This window comes from Chitinispirillales bacterium ANBcel5, assembly GCA_029688955.1.
In the GTDB taxonomy this organism is placed as follows: domain Bacteria; phylum Fibrobacterota; class Chitinivibrionia; order Chitinivibrionales; family Chitinispirillaceae; genus Cellulosispirillum; species Cellulosispirillum alkaliphilum.
In genome coordinates this window covers 1-21,197 of sequence record JARUKZ010000013.1, presented here as the reverse complement: position 1 = coordinate 21,197, position 21,197 = coordinate 1, and the positions used below count along the sequence as shown (strand labels likewise).

Annotated in this window: 14 protein-coding genes; 8 read left to right on the top strand and 6 right to left on the bottom strand. The window is 42.1% G+C overall.

The annotated features are described in order from the left end of the window. Positions 1-5: 5 nt before the first annotated feature. Together QA601_08885 and QA601_08880 are read right to left on the bottom strand one after the other, a co-directional pair. The gene (locus QA601_08885; GenBank protein MDG5815192.1) at positions 6-194 is read right to left on the bottom strand and encodes a ferredoxin; all 189 of its coding nucleotides are present in this window, start codon (positions 192-194) and stop codon (positions 6-8) included. A 60-nt stretch (positions 195-254) separates the two neighbouring features. After that, on the bottom strand, positions 255-647 hold the full coding sequence (locus tag QA601_08880) for an FxsA family protein (GenBank protein ID MDG5815191.1): 393 nt from the start codon (positions 645-647) through the stop codon (positions 255-257). A 163-nt stretch (positions 648-810) separates the two neighbouring features. Between QA601_08880 and folD the strand changes: the two genes are divergently transcribed. Further along, the gene (folD, locus tag QA601_08875; GenBank protein ID MDG5815190.1) at positions 811-1,647 is read left to right on the top strand and encodes a bifunctional methylenetetrahydrofolate dehydrogenase/methenyltetrahydrofolate cyclohydrolase FolD; all 837 of its coding nucleotides are present in this window, start codon (positions 811-813) and stop codon (positions 1,645-1,647) included. Here the strand turns inward: folD and QA601_08870 are convergent. Continuing rightward, the gene (locus QA601_08870; GenBank protein ID MDG5815189.1) at positions 1,638-2,936 is read right to left on the bottom strand and encodes a hypothetical protein; all 1,299 of its coding nucleotides are present in this window, start codon (positions 2,934-2,936) and stop codon (positions 1,638-1,640) included. The genes folD and QA601_08870 overlap by 10 nt on opposite strands. 215 nt (positions 2,937-3,151) lie before the next feature. On the opposite strand from QA601_08870, the gene QA601_08865 reads away from it, so the two are divergent. Next, the gene (locus QA601_08865) at positions 3,152-3,397 is read left to right on the top strand and encodes a DUF378 domain-containing protein (GenBank protein ID MDG5815188.1); all 246 of its coding nucleotides are present in this window, start codon (positions 3,152-3,154) and stop codon (positions 3,395-3,397) included. 81 nt (positions 3,398-3,478) lie between these two features. On the opposite strand, the gene era is transcribed toward QA601_08865, so the two are convergent. Continuing rightward, positions 3,479-4,384, bottom strand: coding sequence for a GTPase Era (era, locus tag QA601_08860; protein MDG5815187.1), 906 nt, complete (start codon positions 4,382-4,384; stop codon positions 3,479-3,481). 180 nt (positions 4,385-4,564) lie between these two features. On the opposite strand from era, the gene QA601_08855 reads away from it, so the two are divergent. After that, positions 4,565-5,242, top strand: coding sequence for a hypothetical protein (locus QA601_08855; protein ID MDG5815186.1), 678 nt, complete (start codon positions 4,565-4,567; stop codon positions 5,240-5,242). 88 nt (positions 5,243-5,330) lie between these two features. On the opposite strand, the gene QA601_08850 is transcribed toward QA601_08855, so the two are convergent. Next, positions 5,331-6,176: an RNA polymerase sigma factor RpoD/SigA gene (locus QA601_08850; protein ID MDG5815185.1), complete on the bottom strand. Its 846-nt coding sequence runs from the start codon at positions 6,174-6,176 to the stop codon at positions 5,331-5,333. Between the two features lie 222 nt (positions 6,177-6,398). On the opposite strand from QA601_08850, the gene QA601_08845 reads away from it, so the two are divergent. From QA601_08845 to uvrA, 4 genes are all read left to right on the top strand, one after another. Next, entirely contained in the window at positions 6,399-10,418 is a 4,020-nt protein-coding gene (locus tag QA601_08845; GenBank protein ID MDG5815184.1) for a translocation/assembly module TamB domain-containing protein, read from the top strand. Between the two features lie 13 nt (positions 10,419-10,431). After that, on the top strand, positions 10,432-12,225 hold the full coding sequence (locus QA601_08840; GenBank protein MDG5815183.1) for a BamA/TamA family outer membrane protein: 1,794 nt from the start codon (positions 10,432-10,434) through the stop codon (positions 12,223-12,225). A gap of 123 nt (positions 12,226-12,348) precedes the next feature. Then, entirely contained in the window at positions 12,349-13,425 is a 1,077-nt protein-coding gene (locus tag QA601_08835; GenBank protein ID MDG5815182.1) for a glycosyltransferase family 4 protein, read from the top strand. A gap of 149 nt (positions 13,426-13,574) precedes the next feature. Beyond that, positions 13,575-19,007 carry an excinuclease ABC subunit UvrA gene (gene uvrA / locus QA601_08830; protein MDG5815181.1) on the top strand — a complete coding sequence of 1,811 codons (5,433 nt, stop codon included), beginning with the start codon at positions 13,575-13,577 and terminating at the stop codon, positions 19,005-19,007. A gap of 2 nt (positions 19,008-19,009) precedes the next feature. Here the strand turns inward: uvrA and QA601_08825 are convergent, their stop codons facing one another. After that, positions 19,010-19,762: a VIT1/CCC1 transporter family protein gene (locus QA601_08825; GenBank protein ID MDG5815180.1), complete on the bottom strand. Its 753-nt coding sequence runs from the start codon at positions 19,760-19,762 to the stop codon at positions 19,010-19,012. A gap of 236 nt (positions 19,763-19,998) precedes the next feature. On the opposite strand from QA601_08825, the gene QA601_08820 reads away from it, so the two are divergent. Then, positions 19,999-21,009 carry a hypothetical protein gene (locus tag QA601_08820; GenBank protein MDG5815179.1) on the top strand — a complete coding sequence of 337 codons (1,011 nt, stop codon included), beginning with the start codon at positions 19,999-20,001 and terminating at the stop codon, positions 21,007-21,009. The last annotated feature ends 188 nt before the right edge of the window (positions 21,010-21,197 follow it).

Here is a 21,197-nt window from a genome sequence, read left to right as displayed (position 1 = left end):
AAGGCTTATTGGATAGCGATAGCATCAACCGGGCAGCTGTCAGCAGATTCCTGAGCAGTTGCCTGAGCATCAGTGGGGATCTCATCGACAATTGTATACGCCAGGCCATCATCACCCATTGCAAATACTTCGGGGCAAACACTTGGACAAAGCTCGCAGCCGATACATGTGCTTTTATTAACGGTCGCCTTCATATATGCATCCTCCTAAATGAAAGGGTTAAATTTTTTCTTTAGTGATGCAAAAACCATACCTCAATGCATACGAATCTCCATTGATCCTTTATCGATCTTTCGTTTTATTGTTTTTTTCAGGTATCGTTTAAATAGTTTTCTGGTTGGTCTTATAAGCAGCCCAAACCCAAGAAGGTCGGTTATAAGTCCGGGAGTGATAAGTACAACTGCTGCAATTAAAATTAAAAAGCCATCCAGTATCTCTTCGGCCGGGATCTGTCCCTTTGCCATGCTTGTACGGATCTTAAGGAGAGTGGATAGTCCTTCAGCTTTAGCCAGTGCGGCACCAATAAAAGCAGTGGCAATCACAATGAGGATTGTATTAAGGGCACCAATTAAGCCGCCAATATAGATAAGAAGTGCGAGTTCGATTAGGGGAAAGATGGTAAAAAGAAGCAATAATCGCAAAAACATCTGTTATCCTTTTTTGTATAAGTGTACAGAGCCGCTTACCCCTTGCTTTCAATATAAAAGATTACAGCCAAACAATGGGTGCAAAGAAACATATTGTTTAAAAGCGCTGCTACATCTTTTATATTTTTACTCCCTTTCACCACTAAAGTGAGGAGCAGCAAATATGGCAGTCGTTCTTGATGGAAAAAAATTGGCTAAATCGATTGAGGAAGAGCTTCTTGGCCGAGTTGAAAAATTCAAGCAAAAGAGTGGTAGAGTACCTCTGCTTGCAACAATTTTAGTAGGAAATGACCCTTCGTCAGCAACTTATGTGAAGATGAAGGGAAATGCCTGTGCCAGGGTTGGTATGTTATCCAGGCGTATAGAATTACCCCAAAGCACTACCACTAAAGAGCTTTTGGATGTAATAGAAGGTCTCAACAATGACCCCTCAGTGAATGGCATTTTGCTCCAACACCCGGTCCCCAAACAGATTGATGAACGTGCTGCATTTGATTCCATTGCGCTGGAAAAGGATGTTGATGGGGTTACCTGTCTTGGGTTTGGACGCATGGCAATGGGTGAACGCGCCTATGGTAGTGCAACCCCTGCAGGTATCATGAAACTTTTGGATCACTATAATATAGAAATAGAAGGTAAGCTTGCGGTGGTGGTTGGCAGGAGCCCTATACTTGGAAAGCCTATGGCCCAAATGCTTCTTAACAGAAACGCCACAGTAGTGATCTGCCACTCTAAAACAAAAGATCTTCCTGCATTGATCTCACAGGCAGACATAGTTGTGGGAGCAGTGGGAAGGCCTGAGTTTATCAAAGGCGAGTGGGTTAAAGAGGGAGCGGTTGTGGTGGATGCAGGATACCATCCTGAAAAAGTAGGTGACATTGATCTTACAGTCGCCGCGACCCGGGCAAGTGCGTACACCCCTGTTCCCGGTGGTGTTGGCCCCATGACCATCTCTACTCTTATCACTCAAACTATGGATTCAGCAGAAGCTCATCTTTGAGCTCTGCTGTCATCAGATTGGCTCTCATCTGAAAGTTTTTCAGAACAGCTCTTTTTAACACCAACATCCTGTTGGTTTAATTTTTGGGTGAGAGTTTCAATCTGAACATTCAGACCATCTACCTTTTTCTCCAAACGCTCAAATTCCTGTACAACCCAGTTAGCCATCTCTTCATAGGCTTTTTTATATATTACCACCGCCTGCTCCTGAGAGGATTCTTTCACATCCTGCCGTTCTTTATCTGAAAGTTGTACCTCTGAAAGAGAGGGCGGAAAGCTACTTTTTCCTGCCTGTGACAGTGAAAACAGCGAATTACCTTTTTTCTCAGATTGGGACACCGAAGAGCGGTCACGGGTCACAGACGTTTTTCTTCTGCTACGGTTAGCAGGATTTTGCTTCTTACCTGCTCCAAACAAAAGAAGAATAATGATCATCAAAACAATAATGATTACCGGAAACATCGAATCGACGTTTCTTTGCGAAGCGGATCTACCTTTTTCGGCACTCGTATCCAAGGCAGCTTCACTTTGGTCCTTTTGGGCGGTATCAATGGGGGTAACAGTGGGGTCAACTTCATCATTTTGTGGAGCCGGGACAGTTTCTTTCTCGTCCCCTGTTGAGATAATTTCTAAAGAGATCTCCTCGGATCCCTTTATCTCAAGAGGAATACTTATTGATTGTTCGGTGCCCTGCCAGTCATGCCTGTAGAGCGGACTATGGTCGTAATTAATTTGAAATGGTTGACTTTCTCCGAGTAACGCAAAAACTACAGCCAAATCGATATGAACAGCTATAGCTCCACTAAAGCTTTGCGGGTCTGAAGTGGAAGAGTATGGCCATGCCCAAAAGAGCAGCCGTGTGCCGCTGTCATCGGTTGTAGAGGAAAAATATGCGCTCTTTGATTCTTTTATGGTTATAAACCAGTTCTGATGAGCAATACTTCTGCTTGCCCCACTTTCCCACACCCCTGCAGTTATATCATTAATCGTAACCCCCTCTGCATTTGTTCTCAAAATGCGACGTACCATGGGGTATTGGCGCGTGAATCTTCGTAGTTTTTCATCTGCCTCCTCCCGGTTTGCTCGTTTCAATTCAGGCGAAGCGACGAGTTGTTCAATGGCCTTTTCTACGGTTTCGAATTCCTTTTCAATGGTGTTTGAAAGGGTGTTTGCTGCAGATGAAGTAGCGGTTATAGAAAGCAACGCGGTGAGAAAGGCGAGTGTATGCAGGGCAGGTTTGAAGCCGGCAGCTCTTTTACGTTTAAACAGTACCTGTAGTATGAACGTCATTTTTTTTGCTAATCCTTATAATAGAGGTAAGATTCTCAATACTATTCTCAAATCTTAAATATACAAAAATTTCATTATACTACAGTAGGGGGCCTTTTAAAATTAGGGGTTAAGTGGGGAGAAAGTGTATTGCTTCTCAGGCATGGATTTTGTTTTAGAATTTAGATAAGCACTTCAGTTTGTGCTGGAGGTATTTGTTTATACTGGAGGATTATATGAGGCAACTAAATGGGTTAGACTGGACCGCACTGGTTATTTTGATTATTGGCGGAATCAACTGGGGGCTTGTAGGTTTTTTCACTTTTGATCTTGTAGCAGCGATATTTGGCCCCTTAACAGTTGTTTCAAGAATTATTTATGCATTGGTGGGGTTATCTGCAATCTACGTAGCAGTGATTTCTCCGGCGCTATCACGGAGAGTGGAGACGCGCCGTCATAAGGCTGCCGGAGAGGCTGCATAGCGTGGTTTAGATGATCAATTAACCACAAAGCTAGTTTAGAGGGCGAGTGCAATTACTTCTTATACTCGTCCTCTTCTACTATTAATGCATCCCCATATGACGCAGAAAGTTCTTATTATCTCTCCAATTGGGAGTTACTTTTACATGCAAAGATAGAGAAACGGGTTGTTCGAGGATGTTTTTTAAGTCTTCTTTTGCATCTCTCTTTATCTTTTGGATCAGAAAGCCTTTTTTTCCCACAATTATACCTCTCTGCCCATTGGTCTCCACATGAATGGTTGCGGTGATTTCATGTCCTTTTTTTGACTCCTTGTAGGATTCTATTTCCACAAACGTTGCATGCGGCACCTCTTCCCTGGTATTAAGAATAACGTGTTTGCGAATAAACTCTGAGGCGATAAAACGCATGGGTGCATCAGTTAGCGTATCCTGATCAAAGTAAGGAGGCCCCTGCGGTATAAACTTTTCCGCAATATTCAAAAACGTCACTTTAGCCTCATTATCTATTGCCGATAGTGATAGCTGAGGGAAGGAGTTAAGTTTTGGAAACAGGCCAAAAAACTCTCTCTTTTTCTTTTCAACATCGGGGCACAGGTCTGTTTTATTAAAGACGATAAGAACAGGGCGGTTGTATGAAACGACCATTTGTGCGACCCATCCCTCTTCTTCACCAAATTTTCTTGACAGGTCCACCATATAACAAACAAGATCAACTTCCTGTTCTTTAAGGACATTGGCAGCTTGCTGAATCATCACTTCATTGAAACTGTATTTCCCTTTATGAATTCCGGGGGTATCTACAAATACCAGCTGCATTTTATCTGAGGTAAATATTCCCCGGATATTTTGCCGTGTAGTTTGAGGCAGAGGGGTTACGATAGATATCTGCTCTTCCAGGATATTATTCATGAGAGTAGATTTGCCACTATTTGGTCTTCCCAGAAATGCTATGAAGCCTGATTTGAATGCTGTTGTCTGCTGTTTCATAACCTTTTTGACGTTTCGTTTATAAGTCTGTGAATAGTTACAGTAATAAACAAAAAATATATCCTGTAACGGCATTACACCTATATTGTGTTGTTCTTCAGAATCTTGTAGTTAAGGTATTGAAAAATAGATTCACCCGATTATACCATTATAGTATACACGGAACAGGAAAGGAAGCCTATGTCTACTGTATTTTTGATGGAAAAAGAGTGTTTCCTATGTGGTGGTAAAAATAAACAGTATGAATCGGGTCCTCTTTCTCATTTATCTGGCGCCAGAGATTTAGACGGGCGTCCAAGCGGATTTCAGCGTTCAGGCATTTATAACAGTATTCACCGCTGTATTTTTTGTGGCTACTGCTCCCCAGACCTGACTATGGGTGTTTCGGGGTTTAGTGAGTTGATACAGATGTCACCCTACCGTAAGCAGCTAAACAATCCTTTGTTTCCCGAAACAGCCAACTCATTTCTGTGTTATACCATGTTGGTTCTGTCTGCAGGCCAAATCGCGGAGGCTGGCTGGACAACGCTTCATGGTGCCTGGATTTGTGATGATAACGGGTTCGATGAATCTGCTGATTACTGCAGAAACAAAGCCCTGAACCTATTTATCAAATGTCGTGACCAGAAAGAATCATTTGCAGATTCCTACCATGAAGAGCAGCTTATACTCACCGATATTCTGCGCCGACTAAGAAGATTTGAGGAAGCGCAAAGTTTATGTGACAAACAGCTATTGTCTTGCATTAGCGAAGACGCCTCTGTTCTTTTCCACTTTGAAAAGATGCTCATCAGTGAGACAAATTGCAAATGTTATTCAATACAAGATGCATTTGAATACCAGGAAACTCTTCAGTAATTTTTTTTATCAACAATTTTGTTTAGGAGTGTAAGCTTAGTTGCAGGCCGGCTTGCACCGGCCTGCAGGGACTGAAAGGGACGAGTTTTCAGTCTAAAGTTTGCAGCGTGTTGTTGCGATAGGATATTTTGAGTCGGTGAATCGCTTTTTCTTTAATCTGACGCACTCTTTCCCGTGTGAGTTGAAGCCTTCTTCCAATCTCATCGAGAGTGTGAGCGGTATCTTCACCTACCCCAAAATAGAGTTTTAGTACTTTTTTTTCTCGTTCACTTAGCGTATCAAGAATGCGATTGACACCTTCGTGAATTGAAAGCTCCATAAGCCTGCTGTCTGGCAATTCCTGCTCTTCATCCTGAAGCAGATCTATAAGCTCTGAGCTATCATCAGCCTGAACGGGGGTATCCAGGGAAAGATATCGGTTACCGATTTTCTGAATAGCAACAATCTCACTCTCATTTATCCCCAGCTCGTTGGCGATTTCTTCAAGGGAAGGCATTCTTCTATACTTTTGTTCCAGTCTGGACTGGGTTTTACCGACTTTGTGAATAACACCGATACGATTGAGAGGAACACGGGTTATGCGTGAGCGATCGGCCAGCGCGCGCAGGATTGCCTGCCTGATCCACCACACGGCATAAGAGATAAATTTAAAATTACGCTTTTCATCAAAGCGTTTTGCAGCCTGTATAAGCCCCAGATTGCCCTCACTGATGAGTTCACCCAGCGGAAGCCCCTGATTTTGATAGTTACGAGCGACACTGACTACAAAGCGCAAGTTTGCTTTGATGAGTTTTTCGAGTGCTTTTTTGTCACCTTTTCTGATTTGAACAGCTAATCTGGCTTCCTCATCAGCTGGCAACGCTTCATTTCTACTAATCTCTTTTAGATACAGCTCCAGTGAAATCTCATCTGGAATAATCATTCTTTTGTCCATATATATCACCTCCAGGTACACGAGTACTTCGCTCCATGTACAAAGATTATTGTGTGCTGGATTGCACTTTTTTTTAAAAAAGTGTTCTTTTTTACACGTTTAACTTCCAATAACCGGAAAAATACGCCCCCAAAGAATGCTAAAACAATCAGTTATAAACCGCGGCATTCCTTTTGCAACCCTTTGTGTTTTTGGTTATAACTGGCCAACTCAGGAGTACATATGGCCGCACCACGGGCAAGAAGAATAGGGCTTAAAATTGGTCTCTTTATAATTGTAAGTGCATCAATTATAGTTTTGTTTCTCATTTTCCTTATTTCCCTGGAGCCGGTTAGAAGAGAAATACTAAACAGAGTCGAAGGAGCTGTAAACGAGGAGATTGTGGGAGAGATACGAATCGGAGATTTTCAAACAGATCTGTTTACCACCTTAACCCTTCAAAACATACGTGCAGGAACTGGTGAACCCTTCGGTGATACTCTGTATTTAGAAATGGTTACTATCAGATATTTTATCCCCGCCTTACTAACGGGGCGCATACAAATTACCGAAATCACAGCTCAAAACGGAGAGGCTTTTGCACTATTAGATAACGAAGGGACACTTCGCTTCCCTTTGATTCCGGTTGGACCTCCTGAGCCTGAACCAGATCCCCTGTTTGAGTTTTTCATAGACACCCTCGAATTTACAGATTTTGATTTCCGTTTCTCAGACCTTCAAAGCGATATCCACACCCAACTGCTGGCGTTTGGTTCACTTAGCCTGCAACCAGATACTATCCGTGCAACGATACCCCTGGCGTATGGATGGTTTAATTCACCACTTTGGAATGGACCGATTGATTCAATTTATATATCAGGTTCATTTTTCAATGATGAGATTTTAAATTTTGAACAATTATTTGTAAAAGCTGATTCGGCGATCATTGATCTTGCAGGTGACATTCCGGCTGAACCCTATGCACACTGGGATCTTTATGCACACACATCTATCCCCCTAACCCAGGCAGAACCTGCTTTAAACGGAGGGGTTATAGATCTTGGAGGAAGATTAAATGTTGACCTTACAGTAAACGGTCCCCAACTGTCCCCATTTGGAAGCCTGATCTCCCATTCAGAAAATATCATTATCGAAGATTTCGAGATCGACACATTACTGATAAACAGCACCTATTCTCTGCCAGACTCAATACAGGCCGATCTTACATTGCGTTCTCCCCTGGGTGATGTTGACGCTTATGGCGTTGTTTTCCTAAAAGGGTCACTGGAAGAGGAGCTTTCGCTTAGTGATTACGAATTTAGCATAAGCTCAAGAGATATCGATATATCCGATTTATTAGAGCTATTTGATATCCCTTTTCCCATTGCCCCAATAAGAGCAGATGTTGATGTTTATATCCTGGGCGATGATGATGAGCCTGATATTCCGCACCTAGCAGCGCTGGAAGCGACATTTCACATGCCTCCCCCTTTAGAAGATGAACCGTTCAGGATAAGTGGGGCATTATTTGAGAATGAATGGGAGTTTAGAGGTGTGACGGGACGAGGAAATGACATCGATGCAGCAGGGATGCTTTATTCAGATACTCTGTGGGGGGATCTTTCTGTATCGATGAGAAATTTAGAGTTGCTGAGTTCATTGTTTATCAGTCCGTCAGCTACAGGCGCTCTTTTTCTTGAAAGTAGGATTGGGGGATGGTTTGATGCCCTTTATGCAACTCTTGGTGTACACTCCCCGGGGATACAGTGGTATGGTATACAGTTAGATACACTTGTAGCAGAGTTGCGTTACGCACAGGATGTAGTTACAATCAATCGATCTATCGCAATGCTCAGTGCCGATCTTTCTGAAGCGGGACCAATGCCCCCACAGGCAGATGGAAAGGTTTGGGCAACTTTTGGCGCTCAGGGGGATATTGCTGACCTGAGGGCTTATGCCTCAGTACACGGAGAAAACGTTGCCTATGAGCACCAACGAGTTGAGCAGATCAGTGCAAGTTTAGCGTATTATGCAGACACACTGGCTTTAGAGGAACTCCTTGTGTTAAATGAGGGTTTTTCAGTTGAAAGTCGGGGCACTTTGATACTGAGTGAATATCTGCACCAGTTTGCGTTTTTAATGTTGATTGAACATGAAGATATACGCTCTGGAGTGATAAGAGCTTCCGGAGAGTTTGATGATGACTATATTCAGGCAAATGTGTCGGTAAGTGATTTGCGCACTGCCCCGTTTCTGGAGCTTGCGGGAGCACCAATTGTAGAAGAAGGTTCCCTAAATCTTCGGCTTTCTGTGCAGGGGCCATTTGCATTTCCGGATGGTTCGGTCAGCTTTGAACTTGAACAGAACTTATCGGGTGATGTAGCTACTTTGGTTGATGGCGAATTTTTGCTGTTTAACGACACATTGATTGGGTCAAGTTTTATCCGCCCTGTTGTGTATGGGGCAGCGACCAGCAGAAGTTCAGTTGTGTTCTCAGTTAATCTGCCACTCAGACATCAAATTGACTCGCCCTTAAAGGATGGCTCTGTAATAAATGTTACCACTCATAATTTTCCCCTGGGTACTATAATAAACAGCCTTTTCCCCCGATTAGACACCCACATTATTCTTACAATAGATGCCATGCTTTTAAAGCACGATCAACAATGGGAGCTTAACGGCACATCACAGCTTAGTATAGACACTATTACTATTCCCGATGAAGAACTACATGTGTACTCTTTCCCATTAAACTTTTTGTTTGATGGTACCATCAGCGAACCATCAGTTTATCTTCATTCCTCTGAAGGTATTTTCAGATACGAAGATTTGTTTTCACAATTAGAACAACTCTCTGCGGTGATCACTCCAGACCATATTGAGTTGCAGAATTTTGAGGTTGACCTGCCAGATGAAGGATTTATCAGAGCTGAAGCTTTCATACCTCTTCAGTGGCCCGATGATCGGCTTCCTTTTTACGGGCTCAGGGGCGAATTTGAATTTAATCATGCGAATTTACAATTTTTCACTCCCTTTTTACCGGAAGTAGATATTGCATCCGGCACACTCAACGGAAAAGGCAGTGTATCAGTAGATACATTGGTGAAAACTTCAGGGTATACGCGTGTAGACTCTCTGGTGTTAGAACACGAGCAGATCGACCGTTCGATTGGTCCCTTTTTTGGAGAGCTGCTTCTTGCAGGGGATGTAATCACACTGGAAACACGCGGTTCTCTTGGAGGGCCTATTTCTGCACAGGGGCGGTTTGTTTTATCTGACACAGGAATCGACAGCCTGGAATTCAATCTTCTTGCGAGCGATCTTCGATTCAGATATAATAATCAGGCTGATATCGGTATAGCTAGCCTAAACCTCTCTGCTATCGGATCAGAAAACAGGGTTGACAGCATCACAGGTGGGCTTACTTTTGGTGAAACCCGGTATTACCAGTATGTTGAACTCATTGATGTATTAGAACAAATCAGGGCAACTGCAGTAGTACCTGAAGTTATTCCACCCGCATTTCTGGATGAAAGCCATCTCTTTTTCGACCTATTTTTAAACCGAAATCTGATTGTAAAAACAAACATTGGCCGAGCGTTACTTACGGGGAGAGTAATCATCAGCGGAACCCCCTCAGCTCCATATTTAGATGGTGAAGTGCGCCTTGCTGAGGCCAGAATAAAATACCTTGAACGGGAGACTGAACTAAGGGAGGGGTTTTTACGGCAATTTGATTTAAATTTGATAGATCCTTTAATTGACCTTACATCAGATATCACTATCCGTTCGTTTTTATTTGATGGTCAAAGGGATTATGAATTGGGAGTTGCCCTAAGCGGAAGTATATTTGAGCCTAATTTTATTCTTACCGCTCATCCGCCGCTTGAAGAGGAGCAGATCATTAACCTTCTCACTACTGGAACTATAACAGCGTTACCTGACTATATAACTGAACCAGCAGAACTTATAAGCATCTACACAAGCGCGGCGGTGGCATGGCGAATACGAGAGTGGCTTGGTATTACTAATGTTAACATTGGAGGAAATCTGCTTGAATTTACCGGTGAAGATGGTCCGGTTTTGACTCTTACAGAAATGCTTACCGAAAGAACCTGTATTATGTACAATATTCGTTTGGGACAACCCCATAGACAAGGTTTAAGATTGACTTACCAGGTTTTACCCTACTTATATATAAACAGCTCCGGTACAACCGAGGGTACAGGGAATCTTGGGTTATGGTTATATATTAGAAGATAGGCTGAAAGTATATATGCAATACCTTAAATCGGTTTTCTGGATATTAGCTATTTTAACCGTTTCTATCTATAGTGAAGAGGAGTGGACTGTAGCAGATGTGCAATTCCGGGGTAATGAGGCCTTGAGCAGAGGTGAACTTCTGGCCAATATGGAGACCACCCCACCTCGTTTTTTAATAAGAGAGGAATTTGATTTTGCAACTCTCGATCAGGACATTGAAAACATTGAACTTCTTTATAGAACAATTGGCTATCCCTACGCTTCTGTATACATACATAATATAGAGCGTGATACTGCCACCATGAGCGTAGTCATAACTCTTGATATAACGGAAGGCCCCCTGGTAGTCGTTGATACTGTCAAAATTATTAACAGCCAGATTTTGTCATCAAACGACATTTATGCGTTTATAGAGGTTTTACCGGAAGCACCTCTTGATAGTCCGGGTGTGCATTCTGATGGGCGAATGATTCGCGACAGTTTAAGGGGGCTTGGTTACCTTCAGGCAAGTGTTTATTCTAAGCAGGTAATTGATGAGCAAACCTTAACAGCAACAGTTTATCATAGAATCGATGCGGGACCTCTGATAATTGTAAAAAACTTTAATATTTATGGATTGCAGCGAGTGCATGAAACGGTAGTAAAAAGAGAGATAACTTTTGATTCTGGTACAGTACTGTCGACTCCGGTCATTCACGAGAGTCTCAGAAGAGTCTATTCCACAGCACTTTTTAATTTTGTACAGGTAAAACCCGACACAACACGACAAACCATGCTACATGATACAGCTAATGTCGCTGTATCGGTACAACTCAGAGAAGCACCATTTATAACATTAAAGGCTGGTATTGGATACGACTCAGAAGAACAGTTTTATTTAAGCATCGAAACTGCATATCGTAATCTTTTCAGAAGAGGGCACCGCATATCTTTGCTTGGACGTGCGTCCCAACCAGTTCGTAACGCACAGGCAACCTATTCTGTTCCCTGGTTTCTTTCCCTTCCGATTTGGGCCGATTTCAGCATTTACGCTGAGAGGAGAAATGAGACAAATGTTGAAGGATACTTTGATGGAGCTATAGCTGCCCTCCGGGGCCAAATTAGACAAAACTTACGGTTTAATCTCTGGACTCGTCTTGAACGTACCGAGTGGGCAACAGAAGAGCCTCCTGCCGATCTGTTTCCCCTTTTACCAATCAGCCCCACTCATCTGATTGCAACAACCATTATCTATGATAACAGAGCATCTGCCGTTGATCCGGGGTCCGCTCTTTTTGCCTCCGTTCAGCCCGAAATCGCTGGAATTGCTGGATTTGGTAACCAATATGTACGGTTACTTTTCGATTTTCGGGGGTATTTACCATTTCATTTTGAGAGAGGGTTGGTTTCAAGTGGTTTTTTTACAGGCATTGCTTTTCCATATGGTGAGGAGCAGGCAATTCCAACCAGGGAGCGATTCAGAACAGGTGAAGCACCGGTACGTGATGTAAGAGGATACACACTTGAAGAGGTTACACCTTTTGATGATGAGGACATTCTTCCTGGAGGTAATTTTGCACTTATAGTTAATCCCGTTGAGATTAGCTACCAAGTAACCGATGGTTTGGAAGGGGCGCTGTTTATCGATGGTGGAAATGTATGGAGTGATATAACTGATTTCAGCTTCGAAGATTTCAGGTGGGCTGTAGGTATGGGAATAAGAGTGATTATCCCCATAGGATTGGTACGCCTCGATTACGGTCAGCCCTTGTTACCAGAGGTAATTTTTCCCGGTAGATTTCACCTGAATGTCGGATTGCCCTTTTAACAGTACCCCGCTTTATACTCTTTTTAGACTGCGTCGGTTTTCACTCTTCACTGGATAATATTATTTTTCCCAATCACAAGATTAATACCCTACTAAGCAATTCTTTATTAAGGACTGGAAATAATGGCCCTCAGAGTACTGTTTATCGCGCGTCGCTTTCCACCCAGTATCGGCGGTATTCAAACACACTGCCATCAGCTCTACACACATTTATCTGAAAAATGCGACATTAAGCTATTAGCTCTGGGACGTAATTCTTTAGTTCACCTCTTGTGGTTCATTCCCTACGTAATAATAAAAGGGACAATTCTTTGTTGCAGAAATTCTGTCGATGTTATCTACCTGGCTGATGGAGTTACTGGTTTTCTTGCACCGTTTTTCAAAAAACTATGTAAATCCAAGATAGTGATTACTGTCTATGGATTAGAAATGACCTATAAAAATGCTTTTGCACGTCATTTGATGGTTAATGGGGTACGCACTGCAGACAAAGTGGCTGTGATAAGTGAAAACACCCGCTCAACAACACTGAAACTGGGTGTGGAGCCTCAGAAACTAAAGCTGATTTATGTAGGTGTAGAACCACCGGAGGTATCAGAAGAAAGGCGCAAAAGCCTCAGAGAAAAATTCCAAAAAGAGTACAATATTTCATTTAAAGAAGATCGGGTTCTACTTAATTTTGGCCGTCTTATACCAAGAAAGGGCGTGGCAGCGTTTCTGGAAAATGGATTTGGAATGCTTGATAATGACATAAAGCTCATCATTGGCGGTGATGGTCCTGATTACCAGAGAATCTGCCAGATTCGGGAAAACAGTGCTTTTAAAGAGCGTATCATCATTCTCAGGAATCCAAGTGATGAGGTTATAGCAATGCTTCGAAACAGTGCCGACCTTTTTGTCTTTCCCAATATTCCGTATAAAAATGATATAGAAGGGTTTGGAATGACACAGCTTGAGAGTATGTACTCCGGAATGCCTGTTGTGGCTTTTGCAGTCGATGCCCTGGTTGAGAGTGTTAGAGAGGGAGGATATCTCATTGAACCCAAAAATTACAGGGCTTTTGCAGAGGCCATTCATAATTATTTCAATCTCCCGGAAAAGAAAAGGGCAGCAAAGCGCCAGGAAGCTCAATCATACGTTAGGCGAGAGTATAATTGGGAAAAGACTTCCTCTGAGTATTTGAAACTATTTGAAAATTAAAAAAAAATGTCCATTGGCATCTTAAAGCCATACTAATCAACACCCCACAAAAAAAAGTCACACATTGCACTCCATCATACCACTCTTTGAACCACAAACGTACTATAAAATCTTTAATGTTCCATGAATAATAGGTGCCAGAAAAGCTAATGAGTAGAAGCAAAAAAGAAGCAAAGTCAAAAAACCATATATTACTAGAAGGGGCAACTCAAAATAACCTGAAAAATCTTACCCTTTCTATTCCTTTAAATAAGTTTGTTGTTGTTACAGGGGTAAGTGGCTCAGGTAAATCTTCTCTTGCCTTTGATACTATCTATGCTGAAGGGCAGCGTAGGTATATTGAAACATTTTCATCGTATGCAAGGCAATTTCTAGACAGAATGGATAAGCCGGGAGTTGAACGGATCAGTGGCATACCCCCGGCTATTGCAATTGATCAGACCAACCCGGTACGGACTTCGAGGTCCACGGTTGGAACGATGACTGAGCTTAATGACCACCTCAAGCTTCTCTACGCCCGTGCTGCTAAGCTCTACTGTAAATCGTGCGGAAAAATCGTTCAGAAAGAAACCGCAGAGAGTATCTACAGCCACATCTTAGATAATGAAGTACTGAAAAGCTCACCTGCGATTGCATTTACCTTTAAAATCAAGGTCCCGGAAAGTTTTACAGAGTCAGAGGTTCTTGAGCTCCTGAGTAATCAGGGCTATAACCGTATCCATTCAAAAAGTGGTAGTACTATTGAAGTTATTCAGGACAGAGTTCATTTAAATACCAGTAACCGCCAGCGAATAGTAGAAGACATCGAAAATGCACTTAAGCATGGCAATGGGGTTATTTCGGTTTATCCGATGGAAAGTGATGGTACGATTGGCGTAGAAGCTGTTCGATTTTCTTCCGGCCTTCACTGTGCGAGCTGTGATATAGATTACAGTGAACCACAACCAAACCACTTCTCCTTTAACTCACCTCTTGGTGCGTGTGAAAAATGTAAAGGTTTTGGCAAAGTTATTGGGGTCGATTATTCACTGGTTATACCCGACCCAACCAAAAGCCTGCGGGAAGGTGCAGTACGTCCCTGGCAAACAGATAGCTACCGTGAGTGCCAGGATGACCTACTCAGTTTTGCCCGAAAACGTTCGATTCCCCTGGATAAACCATGGAATAAGCTCTCAAAAAAACACAAAAAGTGGGTTTTTGAAGGAGAAGGCAGCTGGGAAGATGGCTGCTGGTATGGTGTAAATCGATTTTTTGAATGGCTTGAATCTAAAAGCTACAAAATGCACATACGTGTACTCTTGTCCCGCTACAGGACTTATCAAACTTGCCAGCAATGCAGCGGGGCAAGATTAAAGGATCAGTCGCTGTGGTGGAAAATAGAGGGGTATTCGATTCACGATATTATGTTACTTTCTCTTAGGGAGTGTTTTCATTTTTTTCAGAAGATGAATTCTGAAGTAAAGGATGATGAAGCTCTTGAGCTAATTTTAAAAGAGATAACGACACGTTTGGGTTATCTTGTAGAAGTTGGTCTTGGTTATCTAACCCTTGATCGGCAGTCCCGAACATTGAGTGGCGGAGAGGTTCAAAGAATTAATCTTACAACGGCACTGGGGACATCTCTTGTAAACACCCTTTTTGTTCTTGATGAACCCAGTATTGGTCTTCACCCCAGAGATATTAGCAGATTAATTACTATTTTACAACGCCTCCGTGACTCTGGTAATAGTCTTATCGTTGTAGAACACGATCCGGATGTTATTCGGGCAGCGGATCATGTAATAGATATTGGCCCCGGACCTGGGAAAAACGGTGGCAACATAGTTTTTGATGGAACGATCAGTCAACTAATCAAATGCAAAACTTCCAATACCGCTGCATTTCTAAGCGGTGAAAAAAGCGTTTACAGCACAAATCCACAAAAGGTAGCTCTAAATAAAGACTGTATCCGGGTGCGTGGAGCTTCTGAGCATAATTTAAAAAACATCGATGTATCGATTCCCCTTAACCGACTGGTTTGCGTTACAGGAGTTAGTGGCTCCGGTAAAAGCACTCTCATTCATGATGTACTCTATAATAATTGGCTTCGACAAAACGGTAAGGGTGGTGAACTGAAGGCTGCTTGCGGGAAAATAGAAGGTATAGAGCAGGTCTCAGAGATGATTTTTGTGGACCAATCTCCAATAGGAAAAACGACTCGATCTAATCCTGCCAGTTACGTTAAGGCGCTCGATCCGATACGTAAACTATTTGCTTCACAGCCACTTTCAAGAGCCAGAGGATACACACCGGGGACATTTAGTTTTAATTCTGGCAACGGTAGATGTCCTGCATGTAATGGCAATGGCTATGAACATGTAGATATGCAATTCTTAAGCGATATTTATATTCGATGTTCAGATTGTAATGGCACAAGATTTAGATCAGAGATACAGGATGTAACGTTAAGTCCAGGAAATGACCGACCCTATTCAATAGCTAATATTCTTGATTTAACTGTAGAAGAGGCACTATTAATATTCGTCCGTTATCCTCAGATCTGCAAAAAGCTTCAACCGTTAGCAGATGTTGGGCTTAGTTATCTTACCCTTGGACAACCAGTGCCAACTTTAAGCGGTGGAGAAGCACAGAGGCTTAAACTCGCCGGCCATTTATCATCGGCCAATACAGCAAACAATATTGTATTCCTTTTTGATGAACCCACAACCGGTCTTCATTTTCAAGATATCTCACTGCTCATGAAATCATTCAAGAGCCTTATTGATTCCGGCCATTCAGTTATTGTCATAGAGCACAATGTAGACGTTATCAGTAATTGTGACTGGATAATTGATCTTGGTCCTGAAGGTGGTGATGAAGGTGGTGAAGTTGTATGCGCGGGAACCCCAAAACAGATAGCCAATTGCACATCCAGTTTTACTGGTGCAGCCTTGTTATCAACAAAAGTGTCCTCTGTAGCAGCAGTTAAGCATTCTAAAGGTAATAATCTTTTGACTATGCCCGACGATATTACTATCCGTAATGCCCGGGAGCATAACCTGAAGAATATAGATATTACAATTCCACGCAATAAGTTTACGGTAATAACAGGAGTAAGTGGCAGCGGTAAAAGCACTATCGCTTTTGATATACTTTTTGCAGAAGGACAGCGTCGTTATCTTGAATCACTCAACGCGTATGCTCGCCAGTTTGTGCAGCCATCCGCTCGTCCGGACGTCGATAGTATAAATGGAGTACCACCAACAGTCGCGATAGAGCAAAGAACCAGCCGCGGAGGAAGAAAAAGTACTGTCGCAACTGTAACTGAGCTATATCATTACTTACGCCTCATTTTAGTTAAACTTGGCACTCAGTACTGCCCTGACTGCTCTATACCTATAGAACCGCGTTCTCAGGATTCAATTGTCTCGTCATTGATAAAAACCAATAACAACAAAAAAATCAGGATTCTTGCACCGCTTGTAAGCTCGAGAAAGGGAATATACAAAGATCTTGCTGCATGGGCACAGGACAAAGGTTATACCAGGTTGAAAGTAGATGGTAAGTTTTTACCGACAGATAACTGGCCCACTCTTGACCGGTTTAAAGAGCATACAATTGAGCTCCCAATTGGAGAGTTAATTGTTGATACCTCAAGCGAGTCAGTTCTCCGTGAATATATTTCTACTGCAATAAAATATGGTAAGGGCACTATAAAGGTTGAGATTGTCGGAAGAGGCAACCCCAAAGGATTACTTTATTCCACAGAGAGGAACTGCCCCAAGTGCGGGAGTGGTTTTCAGGATCTGGATCCACGCCTTTTCTCTTTTAACTCAAAACAGGGTTGGTGTGATTGCTGTTATGGAACAGGGCTTAAAATCAAAGGGTTTGATGAGCTTCAAACCGGAGAAGAGGCCTTGTGGAATGAGTGGTGGGATGGTGAGGAGCGTTTGTGCGATAAGTGTAATGGGAAACGATTACGTCCTGAAGCTCTTGCAGTTTTATTTAAAGGTAAATCCATCTACGATTTGACTTTTGTTACTGTACAGGAGGCGATCGTTTACTTTCAAAATGTAACACTAAGCACAAGAGAAGAAAAAATCGCCAGAGATATTATCAAAGAACTTCTTTCGCGCCTTTGGTTTTTGGAAAGTGTGGGGCTTGGGTACTTAACTCTCGATCGAGCAGCACCAACTTTAAGTGGTGGTGAAGCACAGCGAATACGTTTAGCCTCCCAACTCGGCTCTAATCTTCAGGGTGTATGTTATATCCTTGATGAGCCTACCATAGGTCTTCATCCAAGAGACAACCTAATGTTACTTGATACACTGTACGCATTAAAAAACAAAGGGAATTCGGTGGTGGTGGTAGAACACGATGAAGAAACAATCAGGCGTGCTGAGTATCTAATTGATCTTGGCCCCGGAGGTGGTGTTAGAGGGGGGCAAATTCTTTCGCATGGACCAATAAACAAGGTCCTTAAAAGCAAATCATCCATTACAGCCAAATACCTTCGTGAACCAATTGAACATACAACTGCAACAAAACGTTCATCTAATAACGATTCCATACAAATCATGGGTGCCAGCCTGCATAATCTTAAGAGCGTAGATGTTTCTATTCCTCTTGAAAGATTTGTATGTGTCACAGGTGTCAGCGGCAGTGGTAAAAGCACGTTAGTCAGAGATATTCTCTTTAATAATCTTAAAACCTTACTAAGTAAGAAAACAGTTAAAAACTCTTCACTTACTGGATGTAAATACATTAGAGGTTATAAGTCTATAGCCCGCGTTCTCGAGGTAGATCAAACCCCTATAGGAAAAACCCCAAGATCATGCCCTGCTACCTATGTTGGGTTATGGGATGAGATACGCAAACTCTACTCCCGAACCAATGAAGCCAATATACGCGGATACACACCAAGTAGATTCTCGTTCAATGTAGAAGGTGGTAGATGCGCGGCCTGCAAGGGACAGGGTACAACCAAGATTGAGATGAGCTTTCTTCCAGATGTTTCACTTCCCTGTGAAGTATGCAATGGAGCGAGATTTTCAGCTGAAACCCTGAAAGTGCTCTATAGGGGTAAATCTATCGGCGATGTGCTGGCGATGAGTATCGATGAAGCGGTAGAGTTTTTCAGCTCCCATGCTTCTATCCATAAAACCCTCAAATTACTTCAGGATGTCGGGCTTGGTTACCTCTCCCTGGGACAACAAAGCCCAGCACTCAGCGGCGGAGAAGCACAGCGCATAAAACTGGTTTCAGAGCTTAGGCGTTCTCTACGTACAGCTTCATCAAGAACAAAAAAAGCTGTTAACACCCTTTATGTACTTGATGAGCCAACCATAGGTCTTCACATGGGCGATGTCGAAAAACTTATCAGTGTTTTCCAAAAATTGGTAGATGAAGGCAATACCGTTGTGGTGATTGAACATGATTTGGACGTAATAGCTGAAGCAGACTGGGTAATTGACCTGGGCCCTGAGGGGGGCAGTAAAGGTGGTAACGTCATCGCAGAAGGAACTCCTTTTAAATTACTTAAGAGCAGTAAAAAATCACACACAGCTAAGTTTCTAAAAAAAGTACTTCAGAGAGATTTATAAGACTAGACACCGTATATTTGACTTATGAAATATCCTACAAGAAAGGCCAAAACAGCAGCGCCGCTACCGATGAGAAAAGTGAAAATACCGGACCACAAGATCGGCCTTTTAAGGACTACACCTTTTACCATGCCTATGACCCAAAAGGTGATGCCTGTGGCAATTATACTGATGACAAACTGGGTTGACAGTTCTCTTTGAAACAGAACAAACGGTAATATTGGTATTAAACCGGTGAACAGAAACGCGGAGAATGTTGTCAGCGCGGCCCTTCTGGGTCGAGGTCCTTCAATCTGAAGCCCCAATTCCTCTGTAATCATTGTATTAACCCAAAGCTTTTTATCTGAAGTGATTCCTTCTACGACTTTTTCAAGTGTTTCACCCGAAAATCCTTTATTTTTAAAAATTTCTCTTATTTCCTGTTTTTCCCCTTCAGGAATTTTATCAATTTGCTCCTCCTCATCTTTCCTGGCACTCTCGACTTCCTCCCTATCACTTCTTGATCTCATATAGTTACTGACCGCCATGCTGAATCCATCGGCTAAGAGGTTAGCAAATCCGAGTACAATAATAACCCCTGCGGTAAATCCTCCCCCCATACTTCCAGCAACAACGGCAAATGTAGTCACACAGCCATCAATACTGCCTAAAACAGCATCCCCCATGTAACTGTAGTTTTTCTTATTTATGACCCTGCTTTTAATTGCTTCTTTATTGTGTTCAGCTTTGAGCTTGTCATCTTCTTGATTGGTCATTATTTTTGCCTGTTTGTTTTTATAAAAGTGAGAGCAAAAAGATTGCCGTTTGGGGTAAGGGGATGTTGAAACAGATTTGATATTTTGTACCCCAGGCGTGATTTTTTACCCCAGAGGTTATTTTGTACATCAGACGCGATTTTTCAGTCTCGATCATCTAATTGGACTATGTTTTGCTCAGTTTTTCTTGTTTCTTTGGGTTCAAGGTTTTCCTTATAGTGAAAAAGAGAACGCTTATGTGTACTAAGCCAAGAATAGTCGCTCAAAATGTTATTTACGACGTTACTACCAAATGCCTACCAGAGCTAAACGTGTTTGGAAATAATGCTTTCAGAGAATTTTTTCTTTCAGAACTGAGAAAAACTTTGCAAAAGTATTCCTATAGCTTGCTTGGTTGGTCAATTGTTAACAATCATTTCAATTTGGTTTTACTCTCAAGTCACTTTTCCATTTCTACATTTATGCATAGATTGGACACGGTTTTAGCAAAACATTATAACAGAATAAATAAACGAGAAGGAGTCGTTCTAAAAAGTCGTTTTTCATCAGTGATAGTACAGGGAAACAAACTCAAGGAACTTATCAGACACGTTCACCTCAACCCGGTAAGATCAGGTGAATGCAGTCTTGAAAGATTAAACACCTATAAATGGAGCGGACATAGCGAAATCCTCGGCAATAAACCTGATTTTTTAATCGATAAAGATCTTCTTTTGAGTCATTTTTCCGGACCTGACGAAATTAAAGTTTATGAAGTATTTATTAAATCATACCAAAAAAATACGTGTAACAGTAAGTTTATAAGCCTTCTAAGAGAAGCACATAAAGGCAGACAATCCTTCTCCAATGCCCTTTCCTGGATCATTGGAGATTCGAGTTTCATTCAACATGTTCTTAAAAAAGACCGGCTTAGAAAGTTGCGACTGGCCCAGCATGCAGATGGAAGCATGACTTTACAATTACTGAGAAAAAAGGTCGAAGAATGTATGCAGCTTTCCGATAAAGATCTTTTTTTCCAGGGACGTCTTGATACAAAATGTCGGGCTCGTCAGCTTTTTACGTATATAGGAAAAGTAGTTTTCAATTTCTCCGGTAAAAGCATGGCCGATTATCTAAACGTGAGCAACTCTGCAGTTTCAAGAATGATATGGAAAGGCAAAAGTCTTAAAAATAGAGAAATACTAATAAGCAAAATCTGTCCCTCAATAATAAGAGCGGAGCCCCAAGAAACTGTACCTGTTCTCTGAATAAACCTTGGGAAAAAAATTTTCTTTCTCGTTTGCTATTAGTAATCTTGTGGAGAAGTAGCAACCTAATACTTCCCTAAATAAGTGGACCATTATTTCCCCTGATATGTCAACTATATTTCACCACAGACTAAACTTAATAACTCTCCCCAAGCTAAACTTAATAACTCTCCCCAAGCTAAACTTAA